Origin of the sequence: Bacillus paralicheniformis (assembly GCF_001042485.2) — a bacterium.
Taxonomy (GTDB): Bacteria; Bacillota; Bacilli; order Bacillales; family Bacillaceae; genus Bacillus; species Bacillus paralicheniformis.
Genome location: NZ_LBMN02000038.1, coordinates 45,035 through 57,795 on the forward strand (window position 1 = coordinate 45,035; position 12,761 = coordinate 57,795).

Annotated in this window: 9 protein-coding genes and 2 pseudogenes; 3 read left to right on the forward strand and 8 right to left on the reverse strand. The window is 44.9% G+C overall.

The annotated features are described in order from the left end of the window. Positions 1-20: 20 nt before the first annotated feature. Entirely contained in the window at positions 21-497 is a 477-nt protein-coding gene (locus ACH97_RS21710) for a MarR family winged helix-turn-helix transcriptional regulator (protein WP_048350069.1), read from the reverse strand. Between the two features lie 201 nt (positions 498-698). Here ACH97_RS21710 and ACH97_RS21715 point away from each other — a divergent pair. Then, positions 699-2,155, forward strand: a pseudogene (locus ACH97_RS21715) (MDR family MFS transporter). A 4-nt stretch (positions 2,156-2,159) separates the two neighbouring features. On the opposite strand, the gene ACH97_RS21720 reads toward ACH97_RS21715, so the two are convergent. The 7 genes from ACH97_RS21720 to abc-f form a co-directional block, all read right to left on the reverse strand. Then, positions 2,160-3,257, reverse strand: a complete 1,098-nt coding sequence (locus ACH97_RS21720; RefSeq protein ID WP_048350070.1) for a spore germination protein — start codon at positions 3,255-3,257, stop codon at positions 2,160-2,162. 39 nt (positions 3,258-3,296) lie between these two features. Further along, a complete protein-coding gene (locus ACH97_RS21725; RefSeq protein ID WP_048350071.1) occupies positions 3,297-4,493 on the reverse strand; it encodes a Ger(x)C family spore germination protein in 1,197 nt (398 codons plus the stop codon). After that, complete coding sequence (locus tag ACH97_RS21730; RefSeq protein ID WP_035338602.1) at positions 4,480-5,580, reverse strand: spore germination protein; 1,101 nt, start codon at positions 5,578-5,580, stop codon at positions 4,480-4,482. Before ACH97_RS21730 ends, ACH97_RS21725 begins: the two co-directional genes overlap by 14 nt. Positions 5,581-5,610: 30 nt before the next feature. Next, positions 5,611-6,717: a spore germination protein gene (locus ACH97_RS21735; protein ID WP_048350072.1), complete on the reverse strand. Its 1,107-nt coding sequence runs from the start codon at positions 6,715-6,717 to the stop codon at positions 5,611-5,613. A gap of 21 nt (positions 6,718-6,738) precedes the next feature. Beyond that, positions 6,739-8,307, reverse strand: coding sequence for a spore germination protein (locus tag ACH97_RS21740; protein WP_035338598.1), 1,569 nt, complete (start codon positions 8,305-8,307; stop codon positions 6,739-6,741). A gap of 1 nt (position 8,308) precedes the next feature. Next, complete coding sequence (locus ACH97_RS24305; protein ID WP_023855724.1) at positions 8,309-8,434, reverse strand: hypothetical protein; 126 nt, start codon at positions 8,432-8,434, stop codon at positions 8,309-8,311. Positions 8,435-8,580: 146 nt separating this feature from the next. Continuing rightward, positions 8,581-10,308, reverse strand: a complete 1,728-nt coding sequence (gene abc-f / locus ACH97_RS21745) for a ribosomal protection-like ABC-F family protein (RefSeq protein WP_048350079.1) — start codon at positions 10,306-10,308, stop codon at positions 8,581-8,583. A gap of 464 nt (positions 10,309-10,772) precedes the next feature. Here abc-f and ACH97_RS24555 point away from each other — a divergent pair. Next, positions 10,773-11,813, forward strand: a pseudogene (locus ACH97_RS24555) (cache domain-containing protein); the annotation flags it as partial. After that, the gene (locus tag ACH97_RS24560) at positions 11,808-12,758 is read left to right on the forward strand and encodes a methyl-accepting chemotaxis protein (RefSeq protein ID WP_373368065.1); all 951 of its coding nucleotides are present in this window, start codon (positions 11,808-11,810) and stop codon (positions 12,756-12,758) included. The pseudogene ACH97_RS24555 and the gene ACH97_RS24560, both read left to right, overlap by 6 nt. Positions 12,759-12,761 lie beyond the last annotated feature (3 nt).

Sequence of the window (12,761 nt, forward strand, 5' to 3'; positions counted from 1 at the left end):
GAAACAAAACCGGTCTTTTGTCACTTTGTCTTCTTTAAAGTTTTGGCATAATCGGCGGCGAACGCCGTGCTGTTTTTCAAAAATTTGATAATGGTTTGCAGTTCCCCCTCTGAATATCGGCTTAAAAATCCGGCAGATTCTTGCGCCAAGTCTTGAAAGATATGAGAGATCTTCTCCATGTTTTCCGGGATCAGCTCGACTAAAAGACGCCTTCTGTCGGACGAATCCCTGATGCGTCTGACATAGCCCGTTTTCTCAAGGCGGTCGATCACGCCTGTGATCGCTCCCGTTGTCAGCCAGCTTTTTGCGGCAAGCTCCCCCGCTGTTACTTTCCCTTCCCGCGCGATAATCTCAAGGCATTTATGATCCGTGGCGTTCAGTCCGATTTTCTCGCCGATCGCCTCGTGCAGAAAAATGGTTGCGCTGCTGTGAAATCTCAACTGCTGTATCAGCTCGTTGAGCAGCCCTTCTCCTTCAATATGATTTGTTCTTGACATCGGTAACACCCTTCTATAAAATCATTATGTCTTAGCAGCTAAGATATTTATTTCCTGATATAAATGATCATAACAGGATGAAGCGTCCATGCCAAACGCTGCTTTAGAACGAATTTATTTAAAGGAGAATAGATTGATTTGTCACAAACTCAAAATCAAAAATTAGGATTTGTTGTAGCAGGGCTTTTGCTTGCTATTTTGATGGCTTCGATGGACAATACCATCGTTGTCACGGCAATGGGAACAATTGTCGGCGATCTTGGCGGACTCGACAGCTTTGTCTGGGTTGTATCTGCCTTTATGGTCGCTGAAATGGCCGGCATGCCGATATTCGGCAAGCTGTCGGATATGTATGGAAGGAAACGTTTTTTTCTTTTTGGCAGCATCGTGTTCATGGCGGGATCAGCATTGTGCGGAACGGCTACAACCATTGAGCAGCTCAGCATTTACCGCGCGATCCAAGGAATTGGCGGAGGCGCGCTCATTCCGATTGCTTTTACCATCATTTTTGACATTTTCCCGCTGGAAAAACGCGGTAAGATCACTGGACTTTTCGGCGCTGTTTTTGGCCTTTCGAGCATTTTCGGACCGCTCATCGGCGCCTATGTCACTGACTACATCAGCTGGCACTGGATTTTTTATATGAATCTGCCGCTCGGTATGGTTTCTTTTGTTTTCATTCTTCTATTTTACAAAGAAACGAAACAGCATGAAAAGCATCGCATTGATTGGCTAGGGGCGATCACGCTCGTAGGAGCGGTCGTCTGCCTCATGTTTACGTTGGAGCTCGGCGGCGAGAAATACGCCTGGGATTCGAATGTCATCCTTACACTTTTCGGAAGTGCAGCCGTCTTATTGGTTTGCTTCCTCATGATCGAACGTAAGGCCAGTGAACCGATCATTTCATTTCATATGTTTAAAAACCGGCTGTTTGCCGGCAGCACGCTTGTCGCTTTATTTTACGGCGGGACATTTATTTCAGCTACCATCCAGATTCCGATCTTTGTTCAGGGTGTTTACGGAGATTCTGCGACAAACTCCGGGCTTGTTCTTTTGCCGATGATGCTCGGCTCTGTTGTATCAGCCCAGCTTGGCGGATTCTTAACGACAAAAATGAGCTACCGGAACATTATGCTCATCTCAGGACTGGTTCTCGTCAGCGGGTTTTCTTTATTAAGCACGCTTAACATTGACACTCCGCGTTTATTATTAACCATTTATATGATTGTTGTCGGCTTGGGAGTCGGTTTTTCTTTCTCTGTATTAAGCATGGCGGCTATCCATCATTTCGGCCCGGAACAGCGCGGCTCAGCGACTTCTACGAGCAACTTTATGCGCTCTCTCGGCATGACGATCGGCGCCAGTATGTTCGGCATGATTCAAAAAACCAATTTTTAGAACAGATGGAAGATATGTTTAAAAGCACAGGCGCTTCAAATCTCGCCTCACCGAATGATGCCAACCAGATTTTGTCTAGTGCCCGGGCATCAATGCCGCCGGATATTTTAAATCACATCACCGAGGCGCTTTCACATTCGATTGTTCATACGTTTACTTGGGCAATTTTCCCCGCAGCGGCCGCCTTTTTGCTCGTGTTTTTCATGCCGAATGACAGGGTGAAACCGAGAGCTAAGAAGCAAGTGAACAAAGCGGGCTGAACATCTAGCTTTGCAAAGGTTTCTTTTTCCTCATTTTCGAAATCAATAAAAGCGGAATCGGCACAATACCGAATAAAACAGCCGCTTGATAGCCGACCATGTCGCCGAGAGAAAATACATTATCGATATTTTTTGGCGTCATTGCGAGCAAATACATCACCGGAAGCAGACCGAACATGATCGGTCTGCTCTTTTTTTTGAAAATTTGCGACAACCCCAGCGATGCGGCGTAAAATGAGACGGAAAAAGTCGCAAACAACTGCATAATCCAGATGACAAGGAGCAGCGATTCAAAACGTTCAAATATTAAGCCGGGCATTTCAAAACTGCGGATGAGATCAAGCGTCGGCCATGTCAACGCGGTTACCCCGTCGACTGACAGCCCTCCGATCACGAATACGACCGTCGTTAAGTAAAAGAGTATCGCAATGCCGATTCCCATGACAACGACTTTGACACCATCTTTCGGCTTTTTCATAAACGCCAAAAGAAACATCATCACTTCTGCGCTGATAAATGAAAGCATTGTCGCTTTTGTCCCCTTTAATGCCGGCATGATGCCTTCCCCGAGGACTGGCCGCAGGTTATCCAGTTCGAATATGCCAAAACTCATAAATACGACGGTTAAAAAGAAAAGGATTGTAATCGGAAAAATGATTTCAAATAAACGGGCAAGCGATCCCATACCGTCTTTTATCGAATAAAATCCGACCCACATCATCGACATGACGATCGCCCAAATCGGTGTTTGCTGCAGCAAAAAAAAGGTGATGACTTCTGCCATAATTCTTGCTTCAAAAGCCGCAATCATCACAAAATGCTCAATAAACAGCAGGCTGATCACAATACTGATCCACTTTCCGACAATGTTTCCCCCATATTGAAAAAATGTTTGCCCGGGATAATCCTGGCTTAATTTTGTCATCACGACTCCGGCTGCCATTGTGACAATTCCGCCTAATAGGACGGAAATCCATACATCCGGCGTACCGGCTTCTTCTGCAGCGGTTCTTGGCAAGGTGAGAATCCCGGCAGCCATAATATAACTGACTAAGACAACAATGGCCTGAGAAGTCGTAATTTTATCTTCGGAACGGATCATTGCGTATTTCTCCGCCTTTCGTGATTAGAAGTGCTTCTGTTACTGATCCCCAACGGTACCGTATTCTTTAATCGTGATTTGCACATGAAATGTAATCGGTATATCTGTAAAGGTCTCATCCCAATTTTTCTTTAGTTTTTCCCAAAGCCTCGGATGCTTGATCCTCAGCTCGTTCCCGAATCCGGCAAGATCTGCTTTGTATTCGGTTTTCATTTTTTTTGTAATGTCTTCCATCGTTTTTTTCACCGTTTTCTCGGTTGTTTTTTCGACCTTTTCTAAAAATTTGTTATCAAAAGCTTTTTCATTCGTGCTCCAGTTTTCCGCAAGATAACCATCTGACTTTACGTTCACTTCAAAAGAAAGACGGTTTCCTTTGACGATAGGCTCGATGTCGCTTTTAATCGTTTCGACACCAAATGCGGTCACTTTTTTTTCTTCCGGGTCATAACTTTTAACCGTGCCTCCAATTCCCATTCCGGTGATCCACATTACCCCTTCTAAGTCATGTTCATCCAAATAACCGATCAGCTTATTGGTTTTTCCGTTGATCGCGGCTGCTCCTGCATATTTGACTTCCCCATCGGTACCAATAACATTTTGAAGCAGATAGCTCGTTCCTGACCTCATTTTGCCTGTCAGTTTGGCAAGTGTCACAGGAGGAAGAATTTTTTTCGCTTTATATTCATTTTCGACGATTTTGCGCAGTCGAAACGCCGGCATTTCACCGGTTTCCTTCAGCTCAAGCGTGTCTCTCGCCCGCCCTCTTGTGACGATCACCATACTGCTCGGCCTGATTTCATTATCGCGGAGAGGCTGATCAAGCAGTTCTGCCAGCGAATAGGTGCGGAGAAGCTCAGCGGCGATGACAATCACCTTTAAATGAGGACTGAATACAGGCCTGTCCTGTCTCAATGCTACTTCAGAGTTAATTTGCTGAAGCGAGTCCCCCGTTTCATAAACGTTAATATACGATTTTTGATCAGTGCTTCCTCCAGTCGATTTTGAACCGGCCGCCTGTTCGTTCACGTATTGATAGATCATCGTGATCCGATCTTTTTTCGGGTAATCACCTCCCATTTCGTCAAATTTTTTTTCAAGTTCGGTTTCTTTGCCTTTGTCAATCCCCATCGCAAATGTGAGACCCAGCTCTTCAATTTCGTGGCTGCTCCAGCATCCGGTTAATAAAAACAAAAGTAAAGCAATCGTTAAGTAGCGAATGGTGTTAATTTTTTTCAAACTTTCTCCTCCTTACTTTCGATATCACCAAAAACATGAGCGGAATGAGCCCGACTAAAAAGATGGCGCTGTTGCCGATCAGATCTCCCATTTGAAAGAGCTGGTCGATATTTTTAGGCGTCATCGCAATGAGATAAATAACAGGAAGCAAGCCGAATAATATCGGTTCCATCCTCCTCTTCAAGAGTTGTGACAGACCTATAGCAGCAGCAAAATAGCTGATCGTAAAATTGGAGAATATTTGCATGATCCAGATGACCAGCAGCAAGGACTCAAATCGTTCAAAAATCAGCCCTCGTATTTCAAAGCTTCTCATTAAATCAATCGTCGGCCAGGTCCGGGATGTCACTCCATCGATCGACAGTGCACCGATGACCATAATAACGGTGATCATATAAAAGACAATCGGGAAAGAAATACCTATTAAAGTAGCTTTTAACGCTTGCTCGGGCTTTCTCATAAAAGGAACGATGATCAGCAGAACTTCTATGCCTGTATAAGCAAAAGACGTTGTCTTGACTCCTTGCATCACCGGCACGATCCCTTTCCCGAGAACCGGACGCAAATTGTCGGTCTCGAATATGCTTGCACTCATAAATATGACGACAAGAAAAATAAGAACTGTAATCGGAAAAATGATTTCATAAAGTCGGGCAATCGGATTGATACCGCCGGTTATTAAATAGATCCCGCTCCATAAAAAAACCATCGCCATCGCCCAAAGCGGCGTGTCTTCCAGTAAGTAAAATCCCATAACCTCTGTAACAGAACGGACTTGGAAACTCGACGTTGCGAGAAAATAGCAAATCAAAAGCAGGCTGAAAAGCCCTCCCGGCCACTTGCCAATAATATCGCGGCTGTATTGATATAACGTTTTTTCGGGGTATTCCATGCTTAATTTCACCATGATGAAACCTGCCAATAGAGCAATCAATCCTCCAAATACAACAGACAGCCAGACATCCGGCGTCTTAACCGCTTCCACAGATGTCCGCGGCAGTGTCAAGATACCAGTTCCCAGCAGAAAATTCGTGATGACGATGACGGTTTGCGAAACGGTAATTTTGTCTTGCTGACTCACCATCATGGAGAAATCCCCCCTTTCCTTTTTCAATCATCAGCCTCTGTCAGTTCCTTGTTTCATCCTTTTTATTTTTGAAATCACCAGCAGGACGAGCGGTGTCATGCCGCCTAAATAAACGCCGCTGTTTCCAATAAAGTCTCCGAATGCAAACATGTTGTTGATATTTTTCGGGATCATGGCCATGAGATAAATCACCGGAAGTAAAGCAAACAGCATCGGCCGAATATTTGTTTTAAAGAGCTGGGCCAGGCCTAATGCTGCACCATAAAAAGAAATGACAAAGGTGCAGAACAGCTGCATGATCCAGATGACCAGCAGCAAAGACTCAAACCGTTCAAATATCAGACCGGGTATTTCAAAGCTTCTCATCAAATCAATTGTCGGCCAGGTTCGTGATACCCCCCCGTCTATAGACAGGGCGCCGATTACCATAACGACGGTGATCATATAGAAAAGCAAAGGGATGGCGATCCCGATCACAACCGTATGAATGGCCTTTCGAGGCTGATACATGAAGGGCATCAGGATCAAAATGATTTCAATACCTGAAAAAGACAATGCGGTCACCTTTATTCCTTTTAAGACAGGCCCTATTCCCTTGCCAAGTACAGGACGCAAGTTGTCCACATCAAAAATTCCGATACCCATAAACACGACCAGCAGAAAAAGAATAAATGTAATGGGGAGCACGATTTGGAACAATCGGGCGATCGAACTTAAACCGCCGACGATCAAGTATAAACCCACCCATAAAAAAATCATCGCAATTGCCCAGCGGGGTGTTCCTTCCAGTAAAAAAAAGCGGATGATTTCAAGCGTTGAGCGGACCTGTAAACCGGAATGCGCCAATAGATAACAAACGAAGACCAGGCTTATTAAGCCGCCGATCCATTTGCCGATGATGTCCTGACTGTATTCGTAAAAGGTTTTATCAGGATATTGATGGTTGAGCTTTACCATGATGATCGCGGCCAAGAGAGCGACCAAGCCGCCTAATACAAGCGTGATCCAAACATCAGGCGTCCCTACTGCATCCACAGAAGTACGCGGAAGCGTCAAAATCCCTGTGCCAAGCAGGAAATTAGTGATGATAACTGCGGTTTCTGAAGTGGTGATGCGATCTCCCGCCTTGATCATCATGAATGGTTCCCTCCTTTCTATCTACCGGCGTGTCGAATCGTCTGTTTTTAACATCTTCGGCCGCTTTTTCATCATCTGTATCGGCATGCGAACGATGAAATCTTTCCAATCGCGCAAACGATAAGGGACAGCCGGGCTTGCGTACGGAACACCAAAGCTTTTCAGCTTCACCGCGTGGCTGGCAAGCATGAGGAAAAACATAATCACCCCGTACAAACCGAACGTGGCTGCACAAAACATCGCCACAAATCTCAGCATGCGCAGCGAAATACCTGCGCTGTATTGCGGAATGGCGAATGAAGAAATCGCGGTAACGGCAACAACGATGACCATAATCGGGCTGACAATGCCTGCCTGTACGGCAGCCTCCCCGATGATGATACCGCCGACGATTCCCATCGCCGGACCGATTGGTTTTGGCAGCCGGAGGCCGGCTTCGCGCAAAATTTCGATCGCCACTTCCATAATGAGCGCTTCGATCAGCGATGGAAAAGGTACACCCACCCTCGTTCCGGTAATGGAAATCGCAAGTTCACTCGGAATCAGCCCAGGATGAAACGAAATAAAGGAAATATATAAAGCGGGTCCAAGAAGCGAGATCATCGCTGCGCCAATTCGCATGATGCGGATCAGTGAACTCGGGAGCCAGCGTTCATAATAATCCTCGGGCGATTGCAGGAGCATACTGAATGTAACCGGAACGATTAAAACAAAAGGCGTCCCGTCCAATAAGATGGCCACTCTGCCCTCCATTAACGCACTCATCACCCTGTCAAGACGTTCAGTGCTTTGCACCTGCGGAAATGGACTGAGATAATTGTCTTCGATCAGCTGTTCGACAAAACCTGATTCGAGCACATCATCGATATCAATCTTTTCGATTCTTTTTTTGACTTCTTCCACCAGTCCTGGTTCAGCCACGTCTTTAATATAGGCGACGACAAGATTTTTGACGGCTCGCTTCCCAACTTGAAATTGAACCATAGACAAATTTTGATTTTTGCCGTGCTGCCTCAAAAGGGCTGTATTTGTGCCAATTGTTTCCGTAAAGCCGATGCGCGCCCCTCTGACTAAGGATTCAGATACGGGCTCTTCAATGTTCCTTGTATTTTTTTTAACGGTTCCCAGCAATAAAACTTCCGCTGAACCGTCGATCAGCAGTATGGCCGTACCCATCAACACTTCCGGCACCACTTCGCTGACATGCTTTGCCACTGATACTCCGCTGATTGATAAAATCTGCTTTTGGATTAAGTCCGGTATATTGCTGCTTAATGAAGAAAGCTCAATGTTATATTCTTTGGAGAAATCATCCATAAGGGATTTCATAATATGTTTGTCAATCAGGTCTTGATCTGCAAGCATTTCAACAAAAACAATCGCCGCCCGGATGCCGGTGCGCCCTAAGTTAAATTCTCGGAAATGAACGTCTGAGTTATTCTCCAAGGCTGTTTTGACCGCTTGCAGGTCGCGATCAAAATCGCCGGTCAAATACCCCGTTGATTCCAAAGCCGGCACTTCATTTTTAGGTTTTTCCGGCTTGTTGGACGATTGTATCAATCTGCGCGTTTTTTCTTTCCACCATCTCATATCAATCATCCCCTGCCGTACGAAGCCACAGAAATACTTTTGATATGGCAAACGGGACGAAAAAAACAAAAAAAGCCTGCATCAGGACCATCCAGTCCGGAAAATAGGAAACAATCGTTTTCCACATGTTGATCACCCTTTTTTATTGCTGTAGTAAGTCCATCATTTTTATCCTATTATTACCTTGGGTGCCATCTCTAATGGGTGGTAATTTAAACCACGTCAAACAAAAAAGAACCATCTGTGTTAAAAAACACAAATGGTTCTTTCCATTTATTCTTTTTCTAAAAACGCCCGTTTGCGTTTGGCCAGCTCTGAAAATTCCTGATCCAATTCATGATATCTCGGGTCTTGGGGGGTGAGTCCGGCTAATTCTCCGAGAACGGCGGTCATCCGATTTTCGATGCGAAGCCGTTCCTCTTCATCGCGTTTTGCATGTCGCTGTTTCTTTCTGCTCCGATAATCTTTCAATCCGGTTTCGACGCGGGTGATGCGCCCATTTTCAAATACGAGAAGTTTGTTACACAATTGATCTGTAAAATACAGGTCATGCGACACAATGATGATCGTGCCTTGAAACTCAAGCAATGTCTGTTCAAGCTGCTCTCTGCTTGGCAAATCAAGGTGGTTGGTCGGTTCATCCAGAATCAGCAGATCATAATCCTTTAAAATCATACCTGCCAGTTTAATCCGGGTCCGCTCCCCGAGGCTGAATGTCCCGATTTCATTATGAAAGCGGTTTTCTTTGATTCCCATATTGGCCAAAATGGTCCGCGCATTTGCGATTTCGGCTCTGTCAGACAAATTCAGTACTTCAGCCACTGTTTGATCAACGCTTAAATCACTGACATCCTGGCTTAAATATGCGGCCTTTACAGATCGGCTCTTCCATAGCGTTCCGGCTGTTGCAGGTTCAGCATCCAACATCATCTTCACAAGGGTCGTTTTGCCGCAGCCGTTGTCTCCGATAAGCCCTATTCTCTCGCCATGTTTGACATAAAAATGGCTGTCTTTGAATAAGGTGCGTCCGTCAAACGCTTTTGTCAGGCCTTTCGCTTCGATAATCCGCTTGCCCCTTTTTTCTCCCGATGAAAATTGAAAATTGACAGATTCTGCTTCTTGTGGCTTTTCCGCTTTGTTTTTTTCAAGTTCCTGTTCAAGGCGTTTAAGCTTTGATTTGACTTGGTTATCGAGCTTTTTGGCTTTTACCCGGTGGTATTCTTTAAAGCCCAGCTGCCTTCGTTCTGACCGTGATCCCTGTTTTGTTGAGTCACGGTGGGCTTTCTGCGACCAATTTTGGAGCGTTGCAATCTGTGACTCGATTCTTTCTTTTTGCTTTTGCTGGACTTCATATTGGTGCAGACGTTCTTCATATAACCGTTTTTTCTCCTGCCGGTATGCACTATAGTTTCCTTGATAAGTGTGCAACTTCCCATCTTCCAGCTCAAGTATTTTGGAAATGGATTGATCCAAGAAATAACGGTCATGAGAAATAATCAATACAGCCCCTCGATATTGTTGCAGTTCTTCAAGGAGCCAGCTGATTCCTTTTAAATCCAAGTGATTGGTGGGCTCATCTAAGATGAGGAGGTCAGGCATCGTTTTCCAGACGTGCGCAAGCGCAAGCTTTAGTTTTTCTCCTCCGCTCAAATGACTGAGCCGCTCGGAATTCCAGCTTTGGACCTTTGATAAGCCAAGACGGCTGGTCAACTGATATAATTTTCCGCCCTGATCGTCTGTTAATATGCTGTTGAAGCCATGAATGGAGTACTCAATCGACTGGAGCAGATAGCCGATTTTAAGCGTCCGGTCTGTTTGAACAGTGCCTTTGTCAGCTTTTATATGACCGCTCAATATATTTGCGAGCGTTGTTTTCCCCGCTCCATTGTATCCGACCAACCCAATCCGCTCTTGATTGGAAATGTCAAAATCGATGTTTTTTAAAATCGTTTGCTCTCCAAAGCTTTTTTGCAAACCTCTTATTTTCATTAAGATCGTCATACCGTTCACCTCTGTTTTTATTTTGGCTGACAACAAAAAACCTCTCGCGGAAACCCGGAGAGGATATCATGCCAAAATATGCACCGTGAAAGCGGTATGAACCGATCCCATTTCTTTGCACGACAAAAAACATGCAAATTTCAGAAATTGATGCAAGGTATAAAAGGGCATACTCATCCTATTCTCCAAGTTTCCGTTTTTTCATATTAAAAAAAACGATGGAAAATAAGATTACTGCTTCATGTCCCCTATACCTATTCCTTTCACTGTATTTACCGATTAGTATATAAACGAAGGTAAACTTTGTCAACAGTTATGCAGCCCTTTTTTCAGCCAATCCCGAAAACTGTTGCCTTCGCCTTAGTTGAGCATTTTATTTCGAAGTCTAAATTTTAAAATTTGATGCAAAAGTGTGAAAATTGTCCGATATTAATCTCGTAACCTATAAAAAGGAGTTTTGGCGAATGAAAAAAATAGTAAATTGGATCAAGCATCCATCTCTTTCCAAAAGATTAGCGGTCTCATTTTTATTGATTTTAACACTCCCTGTTTTAATCCTTTCAGGTGTTTCCTATTATACGGCGGGAAGTTCGATTGAAGATGAAATCATGAGAAGCGCAAGAAACAGCGTGGATCAATTAAACGAAACGATCGATCAAAATATCGAAAAAAAAGCGGATGCTATTACATATTTCAGTGAAGTGATCAAAGAAAAAACATACAAGGATAAAGGCCAGACTTCGTTAAGACAACAGTTTGAACAATACGCCAGACAAAATAAAGATGTAGAAGCCGTGTTCACAGGCTCTGCAGACGGTGTCTACGTGCAGCATCCTTATACGAAAATGCCTGACGGCTATAATCCCGCGGAAAGGCCATGGTTCCAAGAAGCGGTTGAGAAAAAAGGCGAAATCATCGTCACTGATCCATACACCTCTGCCGCCACCGGCAACACGGTCATTACCATCGCCAAGCAGAATGAAGACGGGTCAGGCGTCGCGGCGCTCAGCTTGAATATCGATGAGCTGATTAAAGCGACAAATGATGTCAAAGTCGGAAAAGACGGCTTTGCTTTTATCTCTAGTGCATCTAAAAAATATATCGCCCATCCGAAGATTAAAGCCGGAACTGAAGGTGAAGGCGGTTGGGTTGACCAAGTTTACGGCAAAGAAAAAGGTGAATTCAAATATACTTTTGAAGGAAAAGAAAAGCAAATGGCGTTTGCAACAAACAAACTGACAGGCTGGAAAATTGCCGGGACAATGTTTTCCGATGAGATAACAAACGCCACAAAGCCCGTCTTTTATATGGCTCTGATCGTCTTTTCAGGGGCTTTGGTGCTAGGCGGAATTCTCATTTTCTTTATCGTCCGCGCGATCAGCAAACCATTGAATCAGCTCGTTCAATCTGCAAAAAACATCAGCAGCGGCGACTTGACACAGCAAATTAAAGTCCGTTCAAATGACGAATTCGGGCAGCTCGGCACAAGCTTCAATGATATGGCGGAATCGCTCCGCACACTGATCGGCACCATTCAGGAATCGGTTGAGAATGTCGCCTCATCATCAGAGCAGCTGACAGCAAGCGCGGAACAGACGAGCCAAGCGACAGAACATATTACTTCCGCGATCGAACAGTTCTCGAACGGGGCCGAAAGCCAGAATGAAAAAGTCGAAACCAGCTCGCAGCAACTCAGCCAAATGAATGATCATCTGAGCGAAATGACCGAAGTGTCGGAATCGATTACTGAATCATCGATCAAATCGACAGAAATCGCCGAAACCGGCGGAGAACTCGTTCAGAAAACGGTCGGCCAGATGAACTCCATCGATCGATCTGTCAAACAAGCTGAGAGCGTCGTCAAAGGTCTCGAAGGCAAATCGAAAGATATCACATCAATTCTCAGGGTCATTAACGGAATTGCCGATCAAACGAATCTATTGGCATTGAACGCCGCGATTGAAGCGGCCCGCGCCGGCGAGTCAGGCAGAGGCTTTTCCGTCGTCGCCGAAGAAGTTCGAAAGCTTGCTGCCCAATCAGCGGAATCGGCAAAAGAAATCGAAGCGCTGATTCAGGAAATCGTCAAAGAAATCGAACATTCTCTCAAGATGTTTCAATCGGTCAACCATGAAGTCCAATCCGGACTCAAAATTACCGAGAAAACAGAAACGAGCTTTCACGAAATCAGCGGCATGACGAATGAGATCGCCGGCATGCTGCAAACGCTCAATGCAGCGGTCGAACAATTGTCGAAAGGCTCAGAGGAAGTCTCCGGTGCCGTTCAGGAAATCGCCGATGTTTCAAGGGAAAACACAGCTGGAATACAAGATATTGCAGCATCAGCGGAAGAACAGCTGGCTTCAATGGAAGAAATCAGTACGTCTTCTGCCACACTTGAACAAATGGCGGAAGATCTGCGAGATTTAACGAAAAAATTCAAGGTGAAATAAAAA